This window comes from Pantoea sp. CFCC18177 (genome assembly GCF_059412425.1).
This window is the reverse complement of the sequence record NZ_JBNBPL010000035.1, coordinates 14253-36196: the sequence shown is the minus strand read 5'-3', so window position 1 is coordinate 36196 and position 21944 is coordinate 14253. Positions and strand designations below refer to the sequence as shown.

Genomic DNA, 21944 nt, shown 5'->3' with positions numbered 1-21944 from the left:
AAAACCGGCACGGGGCCGGTTACGGGGGATTGCGGGGTTAGCGCGGGAAGGTCATCGCCGTTGTGACTTTTGCGCCGTTACCGTTGCCGGTGTAGGTCTGCCGCTGTCCGGTCTTGCTGTCTACCATCGTGATCTCAACCTTCATGCCGTTCTGTTTCAGCGCCTCCGATACCGCGTTCGCAATATCCTGCGCACTTGGCGCGGCCTGCTGGCCTGCTGCGGGTGCGCCGGGTAAGCGGTACGGGGTTACAATCGACTGCTGAGGGGAACGGGCCTGAATAATCTGCTGGATGCGGTCCGTGGTGTAAGGGTTGTTGCCCTCCTGATTGAACAGCGCGCCGAGCACGCGGGCACGTTCGCGCGGGTCCGTCAGGTTCAGCTGCGCATCCGGCGCAATCCCCAGCTCTTTACTGGCGTTGGCAATCATCGCGGGCGTGTCGTTGCCATCACTGCGGGGCGATGCCTTGTTGATGATTTCCGACAGGGTGCGCAGCGGGTGATCCACGTTTTTCGACTCACCGGTGTAGTACAGCATCAGCTGGCGGTCTGCGGCTGATACGCCATCGTCACCGCTGCCGAACCGGGCGAAGTTCTTCGCGCCCGGAACTGCCCCGGGCTGCCCTGCATAGCGCAGGTTCCACGGGTTATTGTTGGCGACCGATAACGCGTAACGGTCCTGCACGCCGCTGGCGGGCACGCCTGCGCCGTTTACCGGGTTAGTCAGGTTCCGAACGTCATCCTGCAGCTGATTCGCCTGCGCGTTCAGACCGTAACGCACCTGCAATTTATTTTTGATGGAATCCGAATCCAGATGGCCGGTAATTATTGCCATCTGCTCACTGGTGGAGAGCGAGTCCATAAAGGGCTTGTCTTTGCGCGCGCGGCCAATCCAGTCAGCCTGCTTGTCACTGATAAACCCGCCAGCCTGCTCCCATGCCAGCCCCGACGTCGGGTGCTGAAAGACTTTGGCAATGCCCTTAATCCCGTCAGTCACCGAACCGTCAGACAGCAAGCTCCCCGCAATTTTCTGGTTCATGCGGTTTTTCAGGCCGTCCCACGTTGCGCCCAAATCGGTCAGGTCGCGGTTAAGCGTCACCAACTGGCCGTTGACCTTGGGGTCAACCGTTAAGCCGACCTCGTCAGACTTGGTTAACAGCTCTTTCAGGCGTGCGCCTTCGCGTAGCAGCTGGAGGCCGTCGGCATCCAGACCGAGCGCGTCGGCGACCGTCTTCTGATTCTGCGGGGACAGTTTCGGGAACACGGCGGCCAGCTGCTGCATGGTGCCGAGCACGTTGGCCGTGCCGTCTGCGTTGCGCACAATCCCCGCGTGGATCTGATTCATGACCGCGAGCGCGGAACTGTTGCGCCCCTGCAGGGCATCGTTGAACGTTTTATAAAGCCCCTCCACGCTGCCGCGCGCGCTGGCGCTGTCGCTGCCGAGAAGGCGCATAGCCCCGGCCAGCTGCGTGAAGTCTTTAACCCCCATCCCGGCGTTTTCTGCCGCGACTTGCAGGCTGTAGGCGTCGTCTGCCGCCTCGCTAATCTGCCCGCCCATGGCGGAAATCCCTTTGCCCGCGAGGTAGGCAGCGCCACCGGCTAAACCGAATTTACCGACCAGACCGCCAAACTTACCCGCCATGCCGGTGAAGTTACGCAGCGGCGGGACCATGTCACCGATAAACTGGACGTTATCCTTCGCAAACCGCCCCAACTGCCCAAACAGCTTGTTCAGGTCGCCTAAATTATCCTTGGTTCCCTGCCCGCCCAGCTCCAGACTGTCATTAGTCTTGTCCAGCTCGGGCTGTAAGCCCTTCACCTGCTCGTTAATCTTTTCCAGCGCAGCACTGACCTGATCGTCGGCGCGCAATTCAAAATCAAAACTGTTCGCCATCACTGCGCCCTTAGCTTGTTAATGCGACCGGCCTGCCGGTCCCAGAACAGAAGACGGCTCCACGTCAGGCGGGCCGCATCCGTCGGCCCCCACTTATAGAAAAACGTGACTTCGGCTAGCTTGTCTTCCCACTCTCCCTGTCCGGGAAGAAGCGCAAAAAAGCCGCCAGATAGCTCTGTGCTTCGAGATATTTGGTGATCGGTAGCTTTTTCAGGGCAACCGGATTCACCCCGGACAGCTCCGCAATCAGCCAGGCCATCGCCTCATCGTCGCCCTTCTGCTCATACATGGCGTAATAGGCTTTGAAGGTGGCGAAGTCCGGCTCATCCAGCGTGAACGCTTCCCACGCCTCGGACCCGTTAAAGTTGGTGATCTGCTTGTCCAGCTGGACCGACAGCGGGCGCGACGTGTCTGCGGCTGGCGGGTCGTAGTTGATGAAATGCAGCAAATACGCCTGACCGCGACGCAGCACGGTCAGCTTGAGCGCATCCACCTCGGCGACCGGCTTGCCGGACATTTTGGCAATCAGCTCGCCCATGGCCGCGTGCGCGTTCGTGGCCTTGGTGTTCTTATAGAACTCTTCGACCTCATGGCGCAGCGGCTCACGCAGCGGGAAAGGCCCTTGCGGGCCAAAATGGTTCAGGAAAACGACCTCATCCATAGCAATCAGCTCTCCGTTACGCTGATGCCTTCCCATTTCACCGGAAAGGTCGCGTCTTCGGATTTCACGTTCTGCTGGTCAACAGACCACAGGCCGGACCCGATGATCGTCTTGCCGTTGGCAAGCAGCGCCGTCACCGTGACGTTGGTCTGGCCGTTGAAGTCGGCGACGGTGGTGCCGCCGCTGTCACGCACGGTTGCCGAAATAGACCCCGCAACCGGGGTTTCTTTGTAACCGTGTACGCCATCCATGCCCGTGAGGGTTTCACGCTTCACGGTTGACGGGCTGTACTCAAAGTCGCCCGCAATCATGATGGTTACGCCGTCCACGGTGACGTTGGCCGTCCCGGCGAGGCGGTTAGTGGTATCACCCATTGCTTAAAATCCTTATGAAGAGGAAGACTGGAGGACGTTGGCCGTCCCGGCGAGGCGGTTAGTGGTATCACCCATTGCTTAAAATCCTTATGAAGAGGAAGACTGGAGGCGGAACTGGTTCAGCAGGGCGAAGATGCGCAGCTGGTCAATCAGCACGCCCGGCCACAGCACATCGACGCGGTTCGGGTTGCTGCTGTTCTGCTCAACAATTAAGCCCGCTGCGAACCCGGCGGAGTCCTGGACGTAGCCGTTGTATTCCAGCGTGGTGTACTGCGCGATTAGCTCGGCGCGGATGGTGTTCGGCGTCACGATGGCCGCACCGGCGGCGAACTTGGTGCCGTCGGCGGCCAGTTTCATGCGGGCGTATTTGGTCGTAACGACGTTGCTCAGGTAGCGCGTGACGTACATCAGGAGAAACATCGTTTCAATTTCGAGATACGAATCATCCGCGTCGCCGTAGCTGTTCGTCTGATAGGTCGTGATGATGTTTTCCAGCTGGACCGTGCCGTCGCTTGCGACCGTGGTGGTCGAAATCCCGCTGTGTAGCAGGTTGTTGCGCTCGGTCAGGGTGAAGCGTGACGCCAGCGGCGGTGCCAGAACTCCCGCGACTGACAGCGTCTGCAACGGACGACCCGGGTCATTGCGCAGGCTGACGGCAGCCGCGCCCCAAATTCCCGCTGTCCACTGGCACGGGGTCGATGGCGAGTCGTACACGCCGACCAGCGATTCGTGCTGGTTATTGCGCAGCTCACCGGCGGCGGTCAGCGTGCCGTAAGTGCCGAACAGGGTGCCCAGCGAATGGCCGTACAGCTGCGAGGCGTAGCTCCAGCGGCCCGTGCTGTCCGAAAGCAGGGTTTTCACCGAATCCAGCGAGGTCGTGTCGGTGTACGGGTTCACAATGAAGTCGAACGCCTTATCGCCGAGGTTATCCAGCGCGTCATCCAGCGACGGGGTGCCGGTGCCGCCTGACATTGCAACAATGGTCAGCGCCATGCCGGTCGGCGTGGATTCACCGCCCGCCGTGCCGAGGTAGTTCAGGCGCATATCGATGTTGTTCCCGTGCGCGCCCTTGTTTTTGGCGGTCACGGTCACGACACCCGCTGCGGCCACAGCAGTCACCGGCAGCGCGGTCGCGGCGTTGATCGCAGCGGCTAAGTCGGTGGCGATGGTGGCGAGCGTGTCCGTGGTGGTCACGGCAATTTGCACGCGCGTGCCGCCGATATACAGCGACAGGGTGCCCGCTGCGGTCGCAACCGCCGTCACGGTGATGGTGCCCGTCGCGGCCACGGTCGCGGTGCCGTCGGCAATCGGCAGAATGTAAATTTCGCCCGCCGTATCGTTCGCAAGATAGGCCGTCATCATCATGTGAATGATTGAGCCATAGCCGCACACGCCGCCCACGGTGGAGGCTGACGAGGCGAGGAACGGCACGCCTGCGGCCTGCGTAGCGCTGTCCAGCTGCTGGCCGATAATCAGCGTTAGCTGCGTGGCCGTGGCCGAGTTGGCCATAGAGTTGTCCATCTCCGCGTAAAACAGCGGGGTGCGGAGAGTGCTCGGGACGTTAGAAAAGGCAACGGTCATTAGCTGCTGGCCTCCGTGCTGGTAGTGGTATCAGCACTTGCGGTGCTGGCCGTGTTGGTGGCCGCCGATGCCGTGGTGCTGGCGGCGGTGGTCGTGGTGCTGGCGGTTGACGTGCTGGCCGTGGCCGTAGCGGTCACTTCCACGACGTCACCGTCGCGCAGGCGGCGACGCCAGAACGCATCGACAACCACATCAGCCCCTTCTGCGGGCAAAAGGGTGCCTTTGACGGGGTCACGCACGGCGCGCCCGTCAGCGGGTTTTAATTTCATGGGTTGGGTTCTCGGTTATTGCGGTAGGCTGGCGTCAAAGCCGGGTTGTGTGGTGCCGTCCGGCTGCTTCACGCGCAGGCCGAGCGTTTCCAGCGGTTCAGACGGGACAGGGTAGAAATCTTCTGGCCCTTGGTAATACTCCACGTCGATTTCGTAGGTCAGTTGGGCGATGTGGCCATCGCCCCCTGCGTCCACCTGAATCGCCGAGCGGATGTGTTTGTACTGCTGCGTGACTTTGGTCAGGTCATAGCTGTTGATAACGGCCTGTTCGACCTGCTCGCGCAGCGTCTCAAGCGCCATTTCGGCCAGCTCGGCCCCGTCACTGGTTGCGCTGTCGAACGCTTCCAGACGACCCGTGATGCGTACCGTGGTCACGGTGTTGAACTGCGGGGCGTTACGCCCTAATGACTGCTTTTCATCAAAGGGCGTCTGCACCAGTAGCACGGGGTAATCCTCGCTACGGGTCGCCCAATCGCGCGGGGAATAGACACGATCCCCGGCATCGGTCGCGGCGGCTTTCAGGGCGGCCACGACCATCGTGCGAACACTGGCCGCATTCATGGTTTCACCCGGTTCAGTACCAGTTTCCGGCCCCCGTGGCTGTCTGGCTGGACGTCAGCGACCTTAAACACGGTCGCCACGCTCACCACAAACAGCATGTCACCCTGCACCGGCAGCGCACGCCCAGCGGCGGTAAACTCCCCGTCACGCACGCCTAACACAGCGTGCGTGGTGTTAATGCTCGGGTCGCCGTCGTCGAGGGGTTCCACTTCCTGCGTGTAGGGCCGGTCAAAAATGCCTGAAATGTCGAAGGCTGCCCCACTGGCGGGACGGTAGTTGACGGATTCGCCAAATGTGTCCTGCAGCGGGGACAGCAATTCACTGTCCCAATCGACGGCCATGGTCAGCTCACCGTGACTTTGCCACCGGTGATGCTCACCCGGGGGCTGGCCTGTGCGGCGTTCTGAAGGTCTTCCAGATAGTCCACGACGCCGAGCGATTTCAGACGTTCAGCATCCGCACGCGGCAGCTCCACCGCCGAATTCGCGGGGTGCTGTTTGCCGCTGTGGCGCACATGCTTTTTCGGGCGCACGACCACTTCGATAAACTCCGGCAGGTCTTCGCTGTCGTCGTCGCTATCGCAGTCGCAGTCATGCTCGCCACAGTCGCATTCGTCGTCGGAATCGCTGTCGTCGTCGCTATCGTCAGGCGGGGTTGGTGTTACAACGGCTGAATCCGTGCCGGATTCGACTGTTGCGGCGTTTTCGGCACTGTCGGGTGCCGTTGGTGCGGTGATTTCAGCCGACGCCGTAGCGTCGGTCTGGTCGGCATTCTCTGCCGACGCGGGTTTACGCGGGGCCATGCGTTACACGACCACGGCTGCGAGGCAGGCGTTTACACGGCTCGGGATGACAATCGGGGCTGACTGCATCATCAGGAAACGCTGCGCCGGGTCTTCCTGCACCCACGTTTTAGGCGCATACGCCATCGGGCCATAGTTGAACTGTGGATCGATGATTGCGCCAAACGCACGGGTGCCCATCAGGTCAGGGCCTGACAGCAACACGGTGCCATCGGCCAGCATCGGCTGCTCGACGCCGTTTTCGTCAATGAACCAGTCGTTATACAGCCACAGATCCAGCTGGCCCCAGCGGCCTTTGTACACCGCGCCGCGCTTCACCTGCGTGCCCGGGTTCACCACGTTGCCCAGCGTGTTCAGCTGCGGGAAGATGATCGCGCCTTTGAGCGTTTCATCCTTGATGAACGCATTCCAGGCGGAATTGCTGAACACCACGTCTTCAACCACGCCGCCCGATTTCTGGAGAACGGTCGTCACCCACTCGGTGATGTGCGTGGTCGGCTTGTCGTACTGAATGCCGGTGGTCGTGGTGTCGCTCCACAGGTCGGTGCCTGACAGCGTCACGCTGAGCGCGCTGTCGCGGCCAAAATCGACCACGGTGGTTTCGTAGCCTTCGCCCGAAATGGTCACCTGTGCGAACTGCATGGCCTGATTCGCCATCCATTCCAGACGGCGCTGCACCATGTCCACCTGATCGGCCATTTCGAACATCATGTTCAGCTGCTCACGCTGCGCGGCGGTGTACTCGCCGCCGATGCGCTCACCAATCTGGCGGCGAATCGGTTTGCGCAGGTCAGGCACGCGCTTGTCTTTGATGTAAGCCGGCTTAAAGGTGTTGGTCTGCATGCGGCGCTGCTCGACCAGCTTGCCCGCCACCAGTGGCGACACAAACGGCGACATACGGCGCTGACCGACGTCCACATCGATAGACACAAACTCGGTGTCGCTGGTCACGATGTTCGGGAAGAAGCGGTCCAGCATCCAGTTTTGTGCGGTCAGAAGGTTCGGGACGATGCCGACCAGCGTGGAGGTGTCGAAAATATTGGCGGTAACGGTCATAAAATTCTCACTAAGCCCGCGCGAGGCGGGCAAATTTTGGACGTGCGAATCCCTGCCCGGTTAAGGGCATAAATTCACGGTTCAGGGTTTAGCGGGGGCGGTTAGACGCCGGGGCCGGTGATGCTGTCCTGGAGGAAAATCGAATAGCCGCGCAGGGCGTCGGCGAGGTCTTCCACGGTCCACGTCGGATCGTAGGTAATGCGGTTCTGGTTGAAGCCGCCCATGATGTAAACGCCTGCGGTGTTGGCCGCGCTGGTGGTGTCCACGTCATCGACCAGAATGGCACTCGGAACCTGCGAACCGTCGGTCGCGGTGCGCACGCACTCGCTATAGAGGTTGGTCGGCTCCGACACGGTCAGCGTGAACAGGTCACCCGCCACGAACGCGGTCGCGCCTGCGGTAATGGTCAGGTTCAGCTGATTGCTGGTGAAGGCCGTTCCCACGGTCACGGTGCCGACGGCGGTGCCGCTCGGGTCGGTCAGCGCAAAGGTGTCGGCATCGGTCGCGGTCAGCTTGTACGCACCGACCTGTGCCGCACTGCCCACGCTCAGGCTGCCCACGGTGCCGTTACCGGTGCCGGTGACGGCACTGGCCGCGACGCTGTGAAGCGAGGCGCGACCGAGCACGGTGCCGCGCTTGAGTTTCAGGCCAGCGGCAATCGTGATGGTTTTTGTCACTAGCTGCACGTTGCTGGCAATCAGCTGATCGGGAATAAACGTGTCCTGAATCGCGGCGGGCTGCCACGGGTTCTGTCCGAACTGGTTAACAGTGGTCATTATTTTTTGCCCTGATGTCCGTTATAGAGATTTACCATCGCGGTGATGCCTGCGGCTGGTCCGGTGGCCTGTTCGGCGTCGTGGCCGACGTTGACACGCGGCAGATTGCCCATGCGCTCATCGAGCGACACACGACCGGTGGCCTGTTTGCCTGCGCCCGGATTGGTCGCGGCGGCAATGTTCAGCTGTGCAATCGCTGAGGACGCGGAAACGCTGGTATTACAGGCGAGGTAAGCGGCCAGCGCGATATTTCCGCCAGCGGCCTTACAGCCGAGAATCGACGCAATGCGCTTTTTCTCCATGCGGCGACCTTTGGCTACCGAGGCGGCGGCGTCGGCGTCGTCCGAATCGTCATCGGCCTTTTTACCTTTGGCTTTTTTAGCCTTTTTCGCCTTTTCGTCCTCTTCGTCGTCGTCGGCGTTTTCGTCGTCGTCAGACTCTTCGGCGTTTTCGTCGCGCTCGTCTTCCTCCGCGTTTTCGTCCTGATCGTCGTCTTCGGCGTTTTCGTCGCGCTCGTCTTCCTCTTCCTCGGCGCGGCGACCTTTGGCGGCTTTCGCCGATTTATTCAGGCCCATCAAATGGGCGAACGGGTTTACAAACTTCGGCATGTCACTCTCCGATAATGGCGATTAAGTCGCGGAATGCGCGGTCAGGCGGGGCGACGGCATCAGCCAGCCCCAGCTCGACGCCTTCGGCAGCGATGAACGTCGCGGCCTGCGTTCCCCGGATGGTTTTTTCAGAAATCCCGCGATTGCGGGCGACGGTACTCACAAACAGCGCGCCCATCGTGTTCACGTCCTGCTGAATTGCATCGCGTGCCCGGTCGCTCAGTTTCTGATAAGGGTTGGATTCGGCTTTGCGGTCGCCGAATGTGATGATCGAGACGGTTAACCCGTCGTCTTTAATCTTCTGCGTCCAGTCGCAGTGCATCACGATGACGCCGATTGAACCGACGCCGCCGGTGCGCGGCACGATGATGCGGTCGGCAGCACTGGCAAGCGCGTAGGCGGCGGAATACGCCGACTCGTTGAGCACAGACCAGATAGGCTTACTGCCGCGCGCCTTGTAGATTTCGTCCACAAGGTCGAAGCAGCCCGCCACCTCGCCACCCGGAGAGTCGATGTTAAGCATGATGGCTTTCACGCTCTCGTCGGTCATGGCCGTTAAAAATGCCTGGCGAATACCGTCATAGCCGGTCATGCCGCTGTAGGGTCGAAGGCGGCCCGACTTCTGCACCAGTGTGCCCTCAATGTTGATGACGGCCACCGGACCCGCCATGTCGTAACCCTTGTCGCGGTCACGGCCACGCGCGGGGCGGCTGAAATCTTCGTCGTCATCCCACATCATGGAAGGGCCATTGATGCGGGTAATGCCAAAACGCTCGGACAGCGCGGCCATCACGACCTCGGCCTTGCGCGGGTGAAGCGCAAGCGGCGTATTGAAAAGCCGCTGCGCCAGTAACGGCAGATTCACTATTTTTCCTCCGGGTCGGTGATCGTCTTGCTGGCTTCGTCCCCTTGCAGGTATTCAGGCAGCGCGAGGCCACGCTCAACAAAGCGGGCCTGCTCAATGGCGCGCTGGTCGATAACCTCTTCCCAGTCGTCGCCCTCGCTGTCGCCGACTTCTTTTTCAAGCGTTGACATCCCGGCATCCAGACCGAGAATCGCGCCTTTCTTCTCGGCGACGGGGTCCACCCATCCCCGCCCCGGCCCCATCCATTTCGCACGGCTGTAGGCGGAACGTGCTTCCAGAAAGTCGGGCGCACCCGCTGGCAGCGGCACGCCTCCGAGGGAATGCACTTCCTCTACTAAACAGGTAGCTACTGGTTGCGCGGTCCCGGTGGCAAAGTCGTGACGGCGGCGGGTTAACGTCTTCCACGCTTCCAGCATCGCGGCGCGCGCGGAAGAGTAGTTAACGTCTGACCAGTCCTGTGTAACCTGCTGCGTCGAGAGGCCGGTGGCGGCTGTGATATTGCGGAGAACGGCGGATTCAAACGCGGCAAAATTTCCGCTCGGGCGGGCGGCGTTAACCATGCCGATTTTTTCACCCGGGAACAGCATGTTGATGCCGAGGCCGCCCTGCAGGGATATGCGGCGGTCAGCGTGGTAGTCGATGCGTTCTTCCTGATACGCGCCCAGCTGGCCGCTGTCGCCCATGCCCTCTTCGACCATCTGCTGGTCGTAGGGGGATTCGATAAACGCCCCGAACACGGCGTTCAGAATGGCGGCTTCAACCTCGCTCTGATCGTACTTAATCAGCATTTTCAGACGCTGGATGACAGGGGCGAACATGCTCAGGCCGCGATGCTGTGCGGCACGGTCGCTGTCAAAATCATGGATAACAATCGGGCGGCCCCATGGGGTTTCACGCGGTACGCGCTCCCACGTCATGGTTTTTTCACCGCTCCACCAGTCACCCTGATGCGCCCTGCGGAAGTGGTACGCCACCGGCGCGCCGTAATCATCCAGCTCTACGCCACCGCGAGTGTGCGCCATGTCGTAAACCTGCTGCGGGTTGCTCAGGCGGTCCGGGTCAATCACCTGCATTGAGGTTGCAAACTGCGCGCGGCCATAGCCCAGCCTTTCGGGCGTGTAGTGCATGATCACCACATTGTCGCCATCAATCAGCTTGTGACGCAGCCCCAGCCGGAACATCTGCGAAACGGTTTTCTTACGCTCATAGTCGCACCAGCGGCCCTCGTCGTTGGCCCACGTGCGCCACTGTGCGGCCATGTAGCGTGCGTACTCGTCGGCCCATACGGCATCAAACGCTTTGTTGCCGGTCAGGACCTGTAACGCCTGATAGTCCGGCTTAAAAATCGGGCGGTAAGTCGCCCCGACCGCGTTGTCCAGAATGCGCGTGACCGCACCGGCGGCCCAGCCGTCGTTACGGACTATGTCGCGCGAACGCGCCACAATACGGTCGCGGTAAATATTGATTTCGTTGTCGGTGGACCACAGCGTCGGCTGCCACCCGCCCAGCTGGTCGCTGAACGAGTCGGCGGCGTCATACGGAACCCGGCCAGAACCGTTCAGCGCCTTAAAGTTCGGGCGGGAAGGTTCCAGCGGCAGCCCGTTAGCGCCGAGGATTCGGACGGGATTCTGTTTCATCAGTAGCGAAACCTCACCTTACGGCGGCGACCGCCCGGCATCCCGAGCGCGCGCTGCAGCTGCATGATGAACTGCGTCAGCTGCGCCATGCTGGTTGGCTGGTAGGCCACCGAACGCGTGCCGTCGCCCTGCGTGTAACTCAGTGAAACGGTTTTTTTTCCCATCGCCATTTCGGCATAAGCCTGCTGTGCGCTGGTCAGCATCGACTGCAAAGAGTCGCGGGGCATCCCGGCAAGGATGCCGCTATCAAGTGGTTGCATGGTCTGCCCTTATGACGGAAGACGTTTAGAAAGCCGCTTACGCGGCTCGGTAGGTTTGTCCTGCTGGATAATCACGCCGGGGCGCTGGTAGCTCGGCTTTGCGGGTTCGGGCGCTACTGGCGGGGCAATCAGCTTATCCGGGTTGGCTTCGATGGTGTCTGCCATCCGGTTCAGCTTTAAGCCCTGATGCAGCAAGCCCATCAGCGCAGCATAGTTATACACGCGGCAGTCCAGCGCCTCGTTAGCACGGCCTGATCGCAACTCCCACACGCGATAGCTGAAACCGCCCGTCATCTTTCTGACCGAGCGTTCGGCAAGCAGCTGGCTGAAATAGTTGAGGTCGCGGTCATGCGGAAAGTGCATATAACCCGGCTGGCTTTCACCCGGTGCGGGGGCGTCCAGGTGGAGACGATTTCGGATCACATCTTTCGCGGCGTTGACGCCAATAATCACCGGGCGATAGGTCGCCTTGCTGCGGTTGGATGGCTTTTTGTTCGGCCAGACTGGCGAACGCTTGCCACCGCGCGCAGACTCGCCCTTAATCGCCCATATGCGGCGACCAATGCGGGCTTTCGCAAACTGGTAGACGGCTTCGGTGTGGTGGCCGCCTGAGTCGATACAGCCCGCCATAATCGTGAAGCCGCGACCGTCACCCCGTCGCCAGACTTGCAGGAGGTAGGCGTCCAGTCGCTCCCACGGTTCGGGCGTGTCTAAGTCGCCTTCGATGACTTCATAGTCAATCGACCAGCTTTCCTCGTTACGGCCCCAGCCGGTGATCTCCACTTCTAAGCGACCGTCCTGTGTGTCGATACCTGCGGTAAGCAGCACGACGCCGTCGGGCACTTCGGCGGCGTAGACTTCGCACCGCTCAAGCAGCTTTTTCTCATTGAGAACTTTGTCGCCTGAATCCTCATAGGGCTGGCCGAGCGTGGTGTTAATGAACGTCTGACGCCTTACCGGGTCATCTTTCACTTTTAACCATTCTGCGACCAGCTTTGGCCATGCGGCCTTCGGGAAAAGGCTGTACGCCGTCCAGATATGAAATCCGGCGATCCCTTTAAAGGGCTTGTGCGCGCGCCATTCGCCGCGCTTCACCATTAACGGGAGGTCAGTGTGCTTAATCACGCAGCCGTGATGACGGCACGCGTAATAGGTGGTTTCAGGCAGGCTCACGCCATTTTCGTCGCGGTCCCATTTGATGCCGTAAGGGGAAGTGCGATCCCCCCATTCCAGAACCTGAAATTCACCACAGTGCGGGCACGGCACGTAATAGAAACGCTGATCGCTTTCTTCAAACGCCTTTTCGATTCGGCTTTCACCCTTAACCGTGGGCGTTGAACCAATTGCGATTTTGCTGTTCCAGAACGTTTCCGCGCGCTTCTTTCCAAGCGAAATCTGGTCCCCTTCATTACCTGCGCCCGAGACGGGGTAGCCGTCCACCTCATCAAAGAGAACAAGACGGCAGGTGATGCGTCGGAAGCCGCCCGGGCTGTTTGCACCGATTAACGTCAGGTTCGCGCCACTCAGGAAAGAGCGTTTTAAAATGGTCTGGCTGGTGTCACGGGATTTAGCCCCGCCACCAACCAGCGCAGCAAGCTCGGGCGTATCACGCAACATTGGTGCGATTTCGGTCTTGCTGTAATCCTCGGCGTCATCCTCACGGGGCTGGACGACAAGCATCGGGGACGGGTCATGATGAATGTGATAGCCAATCACCATGTCTAAAATTTTGGTGTAGCCCACGCGGGCCGATTTCATTACGACAACCTCCTCCACCGCTGGGTCGGTGAAGGCGTCCATAATGCCGTCCTGAAAGGCCATGGAACGGAATCGGCCTGTCTGTGAGGACGTTTCTTTAGACAGCATCCCGTAGGTGTTCGCCCACTCACTCAGGCGCAGCGGTGCAGGTGGTGCAAGCGCACGCCTGATGGCATTAAGTTTGCCTTTGAAAATGTGCCAGGCTGACGGGTTATCCGCTGGCGAGGTCTGTAGGTTCGCTTCCATCGGCGCTGAGTTCCTCCATTGCTTCATGGATCACGCTTTGCAGTGCGGCCACAAAATCCGTGTCATCACTGGTCAGGGCAAGCAATCGGAGGCGGGGACCGTGTTCGGGCGCGATGGCGATAAGCCGCGTTCTGACGCGCGCGTATTCATCGGACACAAGCCCCAACATGTCCTCAAAGGGAAGAAGCCGACCGGCTTTCTGTTCGTATTCCAGTTGGGTCAGCTTGGCGTGAAAGTTGGCTTTGACGGTGCGTGCTTCGTCGAACGTCAGCGACACCCCAAACTCTTTAGTAATTCGTTCAACTAACTGACTGGCGGCATCGTCTCCGCCGTCGCCGTCATCACTTCCAGATCCCCCGGACCTGTTACCCGAATCTGAATCGTCAGTGTTACCACGGTCGCGGATAATTTCTTTTTTTTTTCGGGCGGGGTAACAGCTTTCCGGTGCATCTCGATGTTGGCGTTGGACGCCTCGACGTTCACCTCGTCACCATCCAGAACCAGCCAGCCGCGCGCCTTCCACGTGGTGACAGTCTTGCGGCTGACGCCGTGGAGTTTTGCAAAATCGGCCTGATTCATCTGGTTGTTACCTTGTTACCTGTTACCCGAATTTTTGAAATTTCATAGCTAGGGAAAGAACACGGCGCGCAATGCCCGTGATTTAAAAAGGCTCAGGAGGGACCCAAACCCCACAGGGGGCCGGGGTCCGTGTGACCATGGTCACACGGCCTAGCGATGACGCAGGCACAGGACAGCAACGACCAGACACAGCGGCACCAGAAGCCACGCAAGCGGGCTACAGTGTGAATGATGGTCGATGGTCACAACGCTGGATTGCGAAGCCGATACGGCAGCAATTACGGGCACGTGTGGCACGATCACCGGATGTGATTCAATCACTGGATGTGCAATGACAACCGGATGCGCGACGACAATAACCTCAGTCATGATTCTTCCTGTTATGCCGTGTGTCCATGGTCACACGGCGTTGATTGATTCAATGAAGGCGTGAACAAACTGCGCAGCGACCTGTGGAACTATGGCATTGCCATAACCGCGCAGGCGTCCCACTCTGGCGGAAATCCCATTAGCCAGCGGGAATGTGCCGGGTTCAACTGGCCGTTGATTTCCATCCCGGCAGCCGAGCCAGTCAGCATCAGACCAGAAACTGTGATGCGGAATGCCAGATCTATAGTCCGTGCTATCAAGTGGCGCGCCTGACCACTCAGGGTTTGTAAGCCTCTCTCCGTATTTGGCTGTGGAAAGTGGTTTGTCGTCGGCGTGTACCAGTAGGTTTGCGCCGAAAAACAGCCGATCCCTTTTGTGCGGGGCACCGACGCAGCACGCTGGCAATACTGCCGCCCCGCAGGCGTAGCCTTCTGTTTCCAGCTCAGTGCATAAATCGTCGAGCCAGTGTTTTCCAATTGCTGCCGCAACCTGTTCGCCAAACAAGACTGGAGGGCGGCACTGGCTGACGAGGCGCATAAAGGTGGGGGCAAGGTGTCTTTCATCCAATTGACCTAACTGTTTACCTGCGGTGCTGAACGGCTGACAAGGCGGCGATCCCGTCCACAACGGCATGCTGTCCGGTATGCCTGCTTGTCTCAATGCGAGTGACCAGCCGCCAATGCCGGCGAAGAAATGGCACTGAGTGAACCCTTTCAGGTCGGCGGGATGAACATCGGTGATGCTTCTGTCGTCAACGATGCCGGGGGCGATCAAACCTTCTTTAATGAGTTCACGCAGCCAATTTGCTGTGCGCTTATCCCATTCGTTGTAATAAGCGGTCACAGGCTGCCTTTATGCTTACTGACTCAAAGAATGCCGTGTGTCCATGGTCACACGGATTGAATAGACTCAAACCCACGCCAGCGAACAAGGGCGATGGCTTCGGCTATGCGGTTGTGGTTGCTAGCTTTAGCCTGTCGGCACTGATAAAGCAGGCGCGCCCACGGCGTGACCGGGATAACCTTTCCGGTCAGGCGGCGAATCGGGTCAGTCGCTTTAATCATCGTCGAACAGCACAGGACGTTACAGGCCGCGTCGGGGTGCTCGGGCACAGCGCGCGTGGTAACAATAAAAATCTGTCCGTGATTGCCCCGACTGATGATGGTTTTCAGCGGCTGCGGCGTCAGTTTGATGCCTGGCATGATGTGCCCTCTGTGTGTCCGTGGTCACACGCTAAAGCGTGGGATGATTTCATAATGCTGGCTGACGATTTCATCCAGCGACGTCGCCGCCTTGGCGGCCAGATCAACCAGTAGCGGATGCGTGGCATTGCGGAGTTCATGAATGTGAACCGAGCGCGTCACGCCGCCGAGCGGGTTGCCTTTTTCATCCGTTGCGGTCATCTGAATCAGGACCGTTGCGGGGCGCTGATGTTGTGTCATGGCTCGTCCATTGCAAATAGAAAGCCCCGGCGTGAGTCGCCACACGGCTAAACGCCGGGACGGTCAGAGGCGGGGGCTGATTCGTTTTCGTGTGACCATGGTCACACGCTAATTAATGGCCGACGTGTGCATTGCGTAACAACTGCAAGCAGGGACGGCAGCGCTGTTATCGGGGTGCCGTGTTCGCTACGTTCGGACACTGCGCGCTTTCCACACGCAGGCCGTCATCGAGATAAAACACGCGCACCGGTATTTCATGGCTGACCGTTCCACCTGCGCGGCGAATGCGCTCGGCGCACTCGTTGATCGCATGGTTGCGGTTAATGATGCTGGACCCGCGCCCCTCGCGCAGCTCTGCAGGCGTCAGTTGTTCCAGGTGGGGCAAAATCACGTGCATAGTTTTCACCTATCGCGCGCTTGCCAGTGCGGCGGCCATCGCGCGGCTTAATTCTGTTTGCATGAGGTTGGCGGCCATGGTCTGCGCCCGGTCAAAGTAGCCGAGCACGGGATGCACTGGCAGCGCGTCGCCAAACCGAATTAATAACACCGGTGGGCGCTGCTTGATGCGGGCCTGATGCGTACCGTTCGCCGAGCGTTTGCGGCGCTTCGCGCCCTTCTTACCTTTGGTTGCTTTCTTGCGCTGCCAGACGCCGTTAACGCCGTCTATCACCCCGATGAACGTGTCAGGCTTGGCTTTCAGCTGCGCCATCTTGTTGCGTGTCAGGTTGCCGTATTTGTTCAGCTTGATGTTTTTCGGGTTTAACAGCGCCTGACTGTTCAGCTTGTGATCGCCACCGAACTCGAAAGGCTCAAGATAGCTGGCCGCGATGTCGCGGATGAACACCTTAGCGACCAGATTGTCGCGGCGTGCGCCCTGCGACCCCACGGAGTTCACTGTAAACGGCGTGGGATTCTCCAGCTTGCGGGACAGGGCCGTCTTTTCGGCGGCCTGTATTTTCCTCGCTATAGCGGTTAGTGCCTGCGCCGTGGAAAATGGGATTTGCTTTTGCAGCCGGGTCAGCTGGCCGGAAAGCTCTTTCAGTCCTGCCATTCATCCCCCTGTGTGACCATGGTCACACGGAAAAGAAACACTAAAAAACGCCCCTCGGGGCGCTTTATGGTGCTACTCGATTTCGTGAACTTTAACGCCGTTTTCGTTGAGCACTTCGGCCATATCCCCGGCATAGAGGAACTGATAGTTCGTGCCGGTCACGCCTAATTCACCCGATGCGGCCACGTCAGTAATCAGCACGGCGAATGGCTCGCCCTGCGCGTCCGGGCGCGGAATGTTCAGGGTCATTTCATCCTGCAGCGCGCCGTCGGCGTCGAACGTCTCCGGGAATTTCTGCACGACGTCCAGCGGCTGCTGGTTGCCTTCTGCCTGCGTCATGTCCACGACAGACTGATAAAGCTCGCTGCCTTTCATTCCGATAGAAACCTCGGGCGACTGACTGATAAGAATGGAACCGGCAATACTCAGTTTGATGGTTAGCATGTAAAGCACTCAGTGAAAACGACAATAAAAAACCCGCCTTTCAGCGGGTTTCGGGATGGCTTATCAGGCCAGCTTTTTCGCTAACGCGATGCCTTCTTCCCACAGGTGTTCAACTTCAACACCGGCGAACGTCAGCACATCTTTAAGCGAGGATAGTACAGCCGACAGGCGCGCTTCCACGGCTGCGGCCACCGAATCCGAATCAGCAACGGCTGCATCAGATGCCGGTGCCACGGTCGCGGCAGAATCAGTAACGGTTGCCACGGATGCGGAAGCATCAGAAGCAACAACAGCGGTTGCAGTGGATGCGGAAGCATCAGCAACAGCGCCAGAATCAGCAACGGATGCGGAAGCATCAGACGCAGTCGCTGCGGTAGCAGTCGCATCGGTTGAGACAGTTGCGGTCGAGTCCACTGCGGTCGCAGTCGCATCGGTCGCGGTAGTTGCCACGTCAGTCGCGGCGGTAGTGTCGATAACATCAGGCACATTGTTCTCCTTTGTGCGGGTGAAGATGGCTTTCAGCCATGTAAGAAATTTGCTCACGTTTGCCCCTCGGTAATGGCATTAGCGAGCCAGCCGGGTGACTGGCTCGGTGATGGCTTTACCAGCTGCTGTCGCTGCCGCCTGAACTGCTGCCGCTGTCATAGCTGCCACTGTCGTAGCTGCTACTGCTGCTGCCGTAATCGTGGCTGCTGTGACTGTCGTGGTGGCTGCTGTGATGGCCGCTGTTATAGCTGCTGCTGTCGTGGTGGCTGCTGTGATGACCGCTGCCGCCGCTATCGCTGCTGCCGGAATGGTGCGGCGTTACACGTCGCCCCCCGTCAGCTCTCACAAACTCACGATGACGGCTTCCCATCGATGTGACTTCGATCTGCTGCAAGCGGTGATCGCGTTGGGCCTGCTCGAAAGCAAGTTCCATTGCGAGTGCGTTGGGGTCATCTGGCGCAAGCGTCATGTAAAACGGGACAGGCTCTGGCTGGCGATAACTGCGCAACTGCGCTGATGTAAGGTTAATGCCACTCAATTGCGCTTTGCGGCGCAGCTGCGCGCGGCGTTCTGCGGCTTCCTTCTGTTTGCGCTGTCGGCGCTCACGTAACCATCTGAACATCGGCAAACCTCCGCGCCTTAACGGCGACCGAAACTGCGGCTGGCGTGGAACGCGGAACGCGCGCCACTGCTGAACCCGCTGCGGCTGCTGACGCTGCTGCGGCTGGTGCTAAAGCTACTGGCCGTGCTGCTACTGGACCCGGCCATGCGCGAATACCACGGACGCCTGACCGGCTGCGCGGCGGGTGTGGCCGCTGGCGCGGGGGCGCTGGTCGTGTGGTAGTGGTTATTGATGAGCTGCGTCGAACTGGTGTGGCTGGAACTGGTCCCACCACCTCCACCGCCGCCTGACAGCATGTGACCGAGAACCATACCGGTTAACAGGTCGCCGCTGCTGTCGTGCTGAACCACGGTCGGCTGCTGCACGTAAACCGGGGCGGGTGCGGTGACAACGGTCGGCGGGGCGGCCTGCTGAACCACAGGGGCAGCCTGCGCGACCTGCTGACAGCCCGGGGCAGTACATTGCTGTTGCAGCTGCGCCACGGTCTGCGACAGCTGCTGAATCTGCTGCTGTTGCGCCTGAATCACGTCGTCTTTGTTATCGCAGCCGGACAAGAGCGAAGCGCCCATTACCACTATCGCGATAAGAATTTTGTGTTTATTCACGGTTAAAAGTCCTGAATGGTGTGAACGGTGGGGGGATTGTTTTTCGGCCACGGAGAGAGCATCCCCGGCAGCTGGCGCTCGCCCTCAAACGCCGCAAACACCGTATCGGTGTCAAGTAGCGCCCAGGCGGTGTAAAAACGGTGCGGCTCATACTCATCGCGCGCGAATTCACGGATGTAAACCCGGTCCGGCTCGCCGTCCTCGCGGTCAACGTTGATTTCGCCGATGTGCCAGCCGTCGCAGGGGTTAAAGACAAGAACGTCCCGGCCTTCCATGTCCACGGTCGGCGGCTCGCTCGCGGGGCGCATCACCACGCTGCAACGTAATTGCGGGGTCATGGCGTCACCTTCCCGCTGGCCGTGCGCTGCGCGTCTTCGGCGCGGATGCCTGCCAGCTGGTTGTTTGCCTTGTCGATGGTGCTCAATAGCGGGTTAATCCACAAAACCGCCTGGCAATAGGTCAGGGTGCTGGCGGCAGCGGCACCACTACCGGCGCTGTCAGCGTCGGGGACAGTGCCGGACACTGCGCCGGAACGTAAACGGTTCGCGTAGTCGAGCAACCCGCCAGACACAGAAGCAGGCACAGGCAGATTGCAGGTCGGCTCACTTTTAAGGATCGTGCGATATTCAACGACTTTCTCCTCGCTGGCGCTGGTGGTCTTCGTCGCGTACTGCTGCGCGGCGGTGGTAATCTGATTGAACGCGTTAAACGTCAGTGACTGGCTGGCGATGGTTTCCGACTGCAGCGTGTTGTCGCTTTGCAGCTGGCTGACCTTGCCCTGTTCGGTCACGGCTTTGGCGTGGTAGTGAAACGCCAGCCAGCCAAGTGCGCCGAACGCCAGAAGCAGCACGCCCGCGAGCGTGCCTAAAATGGCTGCTTTCATTTCACCCCCATCATGCAGACCGTCTCATCGATATAACGGCGATAAATCAGGCCGCGACTGCGCTGCCCGTTGACGTAAACCCACTGGCGCATGTCGCTGCACGCCTGCGCCGTCTGACCGGCGTTGAGGTGGCGAAGCAGGGATGAATGCTGGAAGGCTCCCGTGCCGACGTTGTAGGCGAACGAGTAAAGCGCGGCGCGGGTGTAGTCATCGACCGGCACCTTGACGGCGCTGTCTACGATCCGTTTAACCGGCGTCAGGTGCTTTTCTAACAGGGCATCACACTCGCTGTCGGTGTAATGGTGGTGGCGCTGCACGTCTTTGCCGGTGATGCCGTCGCAGACGGTCCAGACGCCGCCGACGTCCTGATAGGCGTCATAGCGACGACCTTCGACGCCGTCACCGCCTCCGAGAAGCGCGACCGCAAGGGCGAACGCGCCAGCGGCGGCGGCCCCCATCAGCTTTTTCATCAGGCCGGGCGGGAATTTCAGGCGCATGCATCAGTCCTCACCCTCGGGCAGCTTGTAGCCGCGTTTGATGGCCCACACTTTGATCGCCATGTTGCTGACGCAGGTCAGGCCCGCAAATGCCAGGCTGCCCATGACGCCCACGGCGGCCCACTGGTCGGGGGTCATCGCGGTTGTGAGTTTGTAAAACCAGTAACCGGTACTGCCACACGATGCGCCATAGGCGCAGACGTTCGCGGCGGCGGAAATCTTATCCATGCTCATAATCTCCCTCCCCACGAAAGCCGTGCGGCGGTTGGTGTGTGACCATGGTCACACGGGTTGGAATGGCGTCCGGCGCTTATCTCCGGCTGTCGCTCTCACGCAGGCCAGCTCTACAGCACGCCAATAGGGGAAACGCGTGTGACCATGGTCACACGCACGTTAATGCGGTTGATTCAGGGGAAGCGGGGGCGGTCAGGGTGCGATGCACCTCGTCCACTTCGTTCACGGTCTGGCGGTAACGGACCGGATCGAGTTCCGTGCCGTACACGGTGCAGCCGTGTTTCAGGGCGGCTTTAATGAACGAGCCAGACCCCATAAAGAAATCGGCGCAGACAAAGCCCGGGCGGGCGCTGGCGCGCAAAATGTCTTCCATCATGGCGGAAGGCTTTTCACATTCGTGCTTGCCGGGATAGCTGTGTACGGGCGGGTAGTGCCAGACGTCCAGAAACGGCACGGCTTTTGAAACCGTGAACACGCGACGGTCTTCTTCATACGCAAGGCGGCGGCGTTCAAAATCAGCCAGGTGCGTCGCATACTGGTCTGTCAGGCCGTTATAGGTTGCTGGCAGGCCCGGATGGTCTGTCCCCTTAGCCTTGCGCCAGAAAAGCGCCTGTAGCTGCGCGTACTGGTCAGGCTTCGGCAGCTGCCACTGTGACCCGCTGAACCAGTGCGAACACATCTGCGTGCCGGTGGCGTCGTGAATCTCTTTGGCCGTTACACCCAGCGCGGCACGCGCGTCGGCGAAATAACTGATTAACGGGCCAAACACCTCGCGGCGTAACGTTTCCATCTTCGCGCCATAACCCGCACCGCCCGGGGCGGTACTGCGCTCGCCGTGGTGGTCGGCGAAAATTACGCGTTCGGTGGACGGAAAGAACTGGCGAAACGCCTCTTTCCGGTTGCGGCCCCATGTCCCTGACGGCTTCGCCCAGATGATGTGATTCAGCACGTTCAGATGGCGGCGAACCATGATTTCAGTGTCCGAGGCCAGCCGGTGGCTGCAAAACATGTACAGGCTGCCCGTGGGCTTGAGTACGCGACGGAACTCAGCGACCATGCTCTCCAGCCAGTCCAGATACTCGGCATCGCTCGACCACTGACGATCCCACGCGCTTTCCTTCACGCGGAAGTAGGGCGGGTCCGTGCATATCAGGTCTAGGCTGGCGGCGGGCAGGGTTTTAATAAACTGCAAAGCATCCGCACAGGCTAAATGCGCTGCGCCGATGTTAACGGGTTCAGTCATATGCGGGTGTCGTCATGGCCCGGAACGCGGTCGCGTGGTAGCCATAGCGGCGGGCAAAATTCAGGCGAAAAAAAACCGCCTTTCGGCGGTTTGTCGTGTGCGGGCGTTGTTTTCCCAACTTAGAAAAAGAGTACCTGATTTATT

The 21944-nt window shown here is 59.8% G+C and carries 32 protein-coding genes; all 32 read right to left on the bottom strand.

Translation table 11 applies throughout. From position 1 onward, the window contains the following. Positions 1 to 37: 37 nt before the first annotated feature. A complete protein-coding gene (locus ACPUC8_RS24305; RefSeq protein ID WP_494927613.1) occupies positions 38 to 1891 on the bottom strand; it encodes a hypothetical protein in 1854 nt (617 codons plus the stop codon). Between the two features lie 115 nt (positions 1892 to 2006). Next, positions 2007 to 2552 (bottom strand): phage tail assembly protein, encoded by a 546-nt coding sequence (locus tag ACPUC8_RS24300; protein WP_494927612.1) that lies wholly within the window; start codon positions 2550 to 2552, stop codon positions 2007 to 2009. Between the two features lie 5 nt (positions 2553 to 2557). Further along, positions 2558 to 2926: a phage tail tube protein gene (locus tag ACPUC8_RS24295; RefSeq protein WP_494927611.1), complete on the bottom strand. Its 369-nt coding sequence runs from the start codon at positions 2924 to 2926 to the stop codon at positions 2558 to 2560. Positions 2927 to 3013: 87 nt separating this feature from the next. Further along, the gene (locus tag ACPUC8_RS24290; RefSeq protein ID WP_494927610.1) at positions 3014 to 4507 is read right to left on the bottom strand and encodes a phage tail sheath subtilisin-like domain-containing protein; all 1494 of its coding nucleotides are present in this window, start codon (positions 4505 to 4507) and stop codon (positions 3014 to 3016) included. Further along, positions 4507 to 4776 (bottom strand): DUF2635 domain-containing protein, encoded by a 270-nt coding sequence (locus ACPUC8_RS24285; RefSeq protein WP_494927609.1) that lies wholly within the window; start codon positions 4774 to 4776, stop codon positions 4507 to 4509. The genes ACPUC8_RS24290 and ACPUC8_RS24285 overlap by 1 nt, the downstream gene beginning before the upstream one ends. A 15-nt stretch (positions 4777 to 4791) precedes the next feature. Beyond that, the gene (locus ACPUC8_RS24280; protein WP_494927608.1) at positions 4792 to 5337 is read right to left on the bottom strand and encodes an ATP-binding protein; all 546 of its coding nucleotides are present in this window, start codon (positions 5335 to 5337) and stop codon (positions 4792 to 4794) included. Continuing rightward, entirely contained in the window at positions 5334 to 5678 is a 345-nt protein-coding gene (locus tag ACPUC8_RS24275; RefSeq protein ID WP_494927607.1) for a head-tail joining protein, read from the bottom strand. The genes ACPUC8_RS24280 and ACPUC8_RS24275 overlap by 4 nt, the downstream gene beginning before the upstream one ends. Before the next feature lie 2 nt (positions 5679 to 5680). Next, entirely contained in the window at positions 5681 to 6139 is a 459-nt protein-coding gene (locus ACPUC8_RS24270; protein WP_494927606.1) for a hypothetical protein, read from the bottom strand. A 3-nt stretch (positions 6140 to 6142) separates the two neighbouring features. Continuing rightward, a complete protein-coding gene (locus ACPUC8_RS24265; RefSeq protein ID WP_494927605.1) occupies positions 6143 to 7195 on the bottom strand; it encodes a major capsid protein in 1053 nt (350 codons plus the stop codon). Positions 7196 to 7296: 101 nt separating this feature from the next. After that, positions 7297 to 7971 (bottom strand): head decoration protein, encoded by a 675-nt coding sequence (locus ACPUC8_RS24260; protein ID WP_494927604.1) that lies wholly within the window; start codon positions 7969 to 7971, stop codon positions 7297 to 7299. Beyond that, the gene (locus ACPUC8_RS24255) at positions 7971 to 8579 is read right to left on the bottom strand and encodes a hypothetical protein (RefSeq protein WP_494927603.1); all 609 of its coding nucleotides are present in this window, start codon (positions 8577 to 8579) and stop codon (positions 7971 to 7973) included. The genes ACPUC8_RS24260 and ACPUC8_RS24255 overlap by 1 nt, the downstream gene beginning before the upstream one ends. A 1-nt stretch (position 8580) precedes the next feature. Then, a complete protein-coding gene (locus ACPUC8_RS24250; protein ID WP_494927602.1) occupies positions 8581 to 9444 on the bottom strand; it encodes a S49 family peptidase in 864 nt (287 codons plus the stop codon). Next, positions 9444 to 11081 carry a phage portal protein gene (locus ACPUC8_RS24245; RefSeq protein ID WP_494927601.1) on the bottom strand — a complete coding sequence of 546 codons (1638 nt, stop codon included), beginning with the start codon at positions 11079 to 11081 and terminating at the stop codon, positions 9444 to 9446. Before ACPUC8_RS24245 ends, ACPUC8_RS24250 begins: the two co-directional genes overlap by 1 nt. Further along, positions 11081 to 11341 carry a gpW family head-tail joining protein gene (gene gpW / locus ACPUC8_RS24240; RefSeq protein WP_494927600.1) on the bottom strand — a complete coding sequence of 87 codons (261 nt, stop codon included), beginning with the start codon at positions 11339 to 11341 and terminating at the stop codon, positions 11081 to 11083. Before gpW ends, ACPUC8_RS24245 begins: the two co-directional genes overlap by 1 nt. 9 nt (positions 11342 to 11350) lie before the next feature. Continuing rightward, a complete protein-coding gene (locus tag ACPUC8_RS24235) occupies positions 11351 to 13345 on the bottom strand; it encodes a phage terminase large subunit family protein (RefSeq protein WP_494927599.1) in 1995 nt (664 codons plus the stop codon). Next, entirely contained in the window at positions 13311 to 13622 is a 312-nt protein-coding gene (locus ACPUC8_RS24230) for a hypothetical protein (RefSeq protein ID WP_494927598.1), read from the bottom strand. The genes ACPUC8_RS24235 and ACPUC8_RS24230 overlap by 35 nt, the downstream gene beginning before the upstream one ends. A 26-nt stretch (positions 13623 to 13648) precedes the next feature. Further along, the gene (locus ACPUC8_RS24225; RefSeq protein ID WP_494927597.1) at positions 13649 to 13924 is read right to left on the bottom strand and encodes a hypothetical protein; all 276 of its coding nucleotides are present in this window, start codon (positions 13922 to 13924) and stop codon (positions 13649 to 13651) included. A gap of 150 nt (positions 13925 to 14074) precedes the next feature. Continuing rightward, on the bottom strand, positions 14075 to 14293 hold the full coding sequence (locus ACPUC8_RS24220) for a hypothetical protein (RefSeq protein ID WP_494927596.1): 219 nt from the start codon (positions 14291 to 14293) through the stop codon (positions 14075 to 14077). Positions 14294 to 14323: 30 nt separating this feature from the next. Then, positions 14324 to 15136, bottom strand: coding sequence for a DNA cytosine methyltransferase (locus ACPUC8_RS24215; RefSeq protein ID WP_494927595.1), 813 nt, complete (start codon positions 15134 to 15136; stop codon positions 14324 to 14326). Positions 15137 to 15183: 47 nt separating this feature from the next. After that, complete coding sequence (locus tag ACPUC8_RS24210) at positions 15184 to 15495, bottom strand: hypothetical protein (protein ID WP_494927594.1); 312 nt, start codon at positions 15493 to 15495, stop codon at positions 15184 to 15186. 24 nt (positions 15496 to 15519) lie between these two features. After that, a complete protein-coding gene (locus tag ACPUC8_RS24205; protein ID WP_494927593.1) occupies positions 15520 to 15735 on the bottom strand; it encodes a hypothetical protein in 216 nt (71 codons plus the stop codon). 166 nt (positions 15736 to 15901) lie between these two features. Further along, positions 15902 to 16132, bottom strand: coding sequence for a hypothetical protein (locus tag ACPUC8_RS24200; protein ID WP_494927592.1), 231 nt, complete (start codon positions 16130 to 16132; stop codon positions 15902 to 15904). Positions 16133 to 16141: 9 nt separating this feature from the next. Then, positions 16142 to 16786 carry a hypothetical protein gene (locus ACPUC8_RS24195; RefSeq protein ID WP_494927591.1) on the bottom strand — a complete coding sequence of 215 codons (645 nt, stop codon included), beginning with the start codon at positions 16784 to 16786 and terminating at the stop codon, positions 16142 to 16144. 72 nt (positions 16787 to 16858) lie between these two features. Then, the gene (locus ACPUC8_RS24190) at positions 16859 to 17230 is read right to left on the bottom strand and encodes a hypothetical protein (protein ID WP_494927590.1); all 372 of its coding nucleotides are present in this window, start codon (positions 17228 to 17230) and stop codon (positions 16859 to 16861) included. Positions 17231 to 17293: 63 nt separating this feature from the next. Then, complete coding sequence (locus ACPUC8_RS24185) at positions 17294 to 17773, bottom strand: hypothetical protein (protein WP_494927589.1); 480 nt, start codon at positions 17771 to 17773, stop codon at positions 17294 to 17296. A gap of 58 nt (positions 17774 to 17831) precedes the next feature. After that, a complete protein-coding gene (locus ACPUC8_RS24180; RefSeq protein WP_494927588.1) occupies positions 17832 to 18338 on the bottom strand; it encodes a hypothetical protein in 507 nt (168 codons plus the stop codon). 17 nt (positions 18339 to 18355) lie between these two features. After that, positions 18356 to 18943: a hypothetical protein gene (locus ACPUC8_RS24175; protein ID WP_494927587.1), complete on the bottom strand. Its 588-nt coding sequence runs from the start codon at positions 18941 to 18943 to the stop codon at positions 18356 to 18358. 2 nt (positions 18944 to 18945) lie between these two features. Further along, positions 18946 to 19281, bottom strand: coding sequence for a hypothetical protein (locus ACPUC8_RS24170; protein ID WP_494927586.1), 336 nt, complete (start codon positions 19279 to 19281; stop codon positions 18946 to 18948). Continuing rightward, a complete protein-coding gene (locus tag ACPUC8_RS24165; RefSeq protein WP_494927585.1) occupies positions 19278 to 19826 on the bottom strand; it encodes a hypothetical protein in 549 nt (182 codons plus the stop codon). The genes ACPUC8_RS24170 and ACPUC8_RS24165 overlap by 4 nt, the downstream gene beginning before the upstream one ends. After that, positions 19823 to 20323 carry a lysozyme gene (locus tag ACPUC8_RS24160; RefSeq protein WP_494927584.1) on the bottom strand — a complete coding sequence of 167 codons (501 nt, stop codon included), beginning with the start codon at positions 20321 to 20323 and terminating at the stop codon, positions 19823 to 19825. Before ACPUC8_RS24160 ends, ACPUC8_RS24165 begins: the two co-directional genes overlap by 4 nt. Before the next feature lie 3 nt (positions 20324 to 20326). Further along, the gene (locus tag ACPUC8_RS24155; protein WP_494927583.1) at positions 20327 to 20551 is read right to left on the bottom strand and encodes a phage holin; all 225 of its coding nucleotides are present in this window, start codon (positions 20549 to 20551) and stop codon (positions 20327 to 20329) included. Between the two features lie 154 nt (positions 20552 to 20705). Next, the gene (locus ACPUC8_RS24150) at positions 20706 to 21800 is read right to left on the bottom strand and encodes a DNA-methyltransferase (protein WP_494927582.1); all 1095 of its coding nucleotides are present in this window, start codon (positions 21798 to 21800) and stop codon (positions 20706 to 20708) included. Between the last annotated feature and the right edge of the window lie 144 nt (positions 21801 to 21944).

What these genes read in the sequence shown, in the direction of transcription:
- ACPUC8_RS24305 (WP_494927613.1), bottom strand. Translation starts at nt 1,891, where the DNA reads ATGGCGAACAGTTTTGATTTTGAATTGCGCGCCGACGATCAGGTCAGT.
- ACPUC8_RS24300 (WP_494927612.1), bottom strand. Translation starts at nt 2,552, where the DNA reads ATGGATGAGGTCGTTTTCCTGAACCATTTTGGCCCGCAAGGGCCTTTC.
- ACPUC8_RS24295 (WP_494927611.1), bottom strand. Translation starts at nt 2,926, where the DNA reads ATGGGTGATACCACTAACCGCCTCGCCGGGACGGCCAACGTCACCGTG.
- ACPUC8_RS24290 (WP_494927610.1), bottom strand. Translation starts at nt 4,507, where the DNA reads ATGACCGTTGCCTTTTCTAACGTCCCGAGCACTCTCCGCACCCCGCTG.
- ACPUC8_RS24285 (WP_494927609.1), bottom strand. Translation starts at nt 4,776, where the DNA reads ATGAAATTAAAACCCGCTGACGGGCGCGCCGTGCGTGACCCCGTCAAA.
- ACPUC8_RS24280 (WP_494927608.1), bottom strand. Translation starts at nt 5,337, where the DNA reads ATGAATGCGGCCAGTGTTCGCACGATGGTCGTGGCCGCCCTGAAAGCC.
- ACPUC8_RS24275 (WP_494927607.1), bottom strand. Translation starts at nt 5,678, where the DNA reads ATGGCCGTCGATTGGGACAGTGAATTGCTGTCCCCGCTGCAGGACACA.
- ACPUC8_RS24270 (WP_494927606.1), bottom strand. Translation starts at nt 6,139, where the DNA reads ATGGCCCCGCGTAAACCCGCGTCGGCAGAGAATGCCGACCAGACCGAC.
- ACPUC8_RS24265 (WP_494927605.1), bottom strand. Translation starts at nt 7,195, where the DNA reads ATGACCGTTACCGCCAATATTTTCGACACCTCCACGCTGGTCGGCATC.
- ACPUC8_RS24260 (WP_494927604.1), bottom strand. Translation starts at nt 7,971, where the DNA reads ATGACCACTGTTAACCAGTTCGGACAGAACCCGTGGCAGCCCGCCGCG.
- ACPUC8_RS24255 (WP_494927603.1), bottom strand. Translation starts at nt 8,579, where the DNA reads ATGCCGAAGTTTGTAAACCCGTTCGCCCATTTGATGGGCCTGAATAAA.
- ACPUC8_RS24245 (WP_494927601.1), bottom strand. Translation starts at nt 11,081, where the DNA reads ATGAAACAGAATCCCGTCCGAATCCTCGGCGCTAACGGGCTGCCGCTG.
- gpW (WP_494927600.1), bottom strand. Translation starts at nt 11,341, where the DNA reads ATGCAACCACTTGATAGCGGCATCCTTGCCGGGATGCCCCGCGACTCT.
- ACPUC8_RS24235 (WP_494927599.1), bottom strand. Translation starts at nt 13,345, where the DNA reads ATGGAAGCGAACCTACAGACCTCGCCAGCGGATAACCCGTCAGCCTGG.
- ACPUC8_RS24225 (WP_494927597.1), bottom strand. Translation starts at nt 13,924, where the DNA reads ATGAATCAGGCCGATTTTGCAAAACTCCACGGCGTCAGCCGCAAGACT.
- ACPUC8_RS24220 (WP_494927596.1), bottom strand. Translation starts at nt 14,293, where the DNA reads ATGACTGAGGTTATTGTCGTCGCGCATCCGGTTGTCATTGCACATCCA.
- ACPUC8_RS24210 (WP_494927594.1), bottom strand. Translation starts at nt 15,495, where the DNA reads ATGCCAGGCATCAAACTGACGCCGCAGCCGCTGAAAACCATCATCAGT.
- ACPUC8_RS24205 (WP_494927593.1), bottom strand. Translation starts at nt 15,735, where the DNA reads ATGACACAACATCAGCGCCCCGCAACGGTCCTGATTCAGATGACCGCA.
- ACPUC8_RS24200 (WP_494927592.1), bottom strand. Translation starts at nt 16,132, where the DNA reads ATGCACGTGATTTTGCCCCACCTGGAACAACTGACGCCTGCAGAGCTG.
- ACPUC8_RS24195 (WP_494927591.1), bottom strand. Translation starts at nt 16,786, where the DNA reads ATGGCAGGACTGAAAGAGCTTTCCGGCCAGCTGACCCGGCTGCAAAAG.
- ACPUC8_RS24190 (WP_494927590.1), bottom strand. Translation starts at nt 17,230, where the DNA reads ATGCTAACCATCAAACTGAGTATTGCCGGTTCCATTCTTATCAGTCAG.
- ACPUC8_RS24180 (WP_494927588.1), bottom strand. Translation starts at nt 18,338, where the DNA reads ATGTTCAGATGGTTACGTGAGCGCCGACAGCGCAAACAGAAGGAAGCC.
- ACPUC8_RS24170 (WP_494927586.1), bottom strand. Translation starts at nt 19,281, where the DNA reads ATGACCCCGCAATTACGTTGCAGCGTGGTGATGCGCCCCGCGAGCGAG.
- ACPUC8_RS24165 (WP_494927585.1), bottom strand. Translation starts at nt 19,826, where the DNA reads ATGAAAGCAGCCATTTTAGGCACGCTCGCGGGCGTGCTGCTTCTGGCG.
- ACPUC8_RS24160 (WP_494927584.1), bottom strand. Translation starts at nt 20,323, where the DNA reads ATGCGCCTGAAATTCCCGCCCGGCCTGATGAAAAAGCTGATGGGGGCC.
- ACPUC8_RS24155 (WP_494927583.1), bottom strand. Translation starts at nt 20,551, where the DNA reads ATGGATAAGATTTCCGCCGCCGCGAACGTCTGCGCCTATGGCGCATCG.
- ACPUC8_RS24150 (WP_494927582.1), bottom strand. Translation starts at nt 21,800, where the DNA reads ATGACTGAACCCGTTAACATCGGCGCAGCGCATTTAGCCTGTGCGGAT.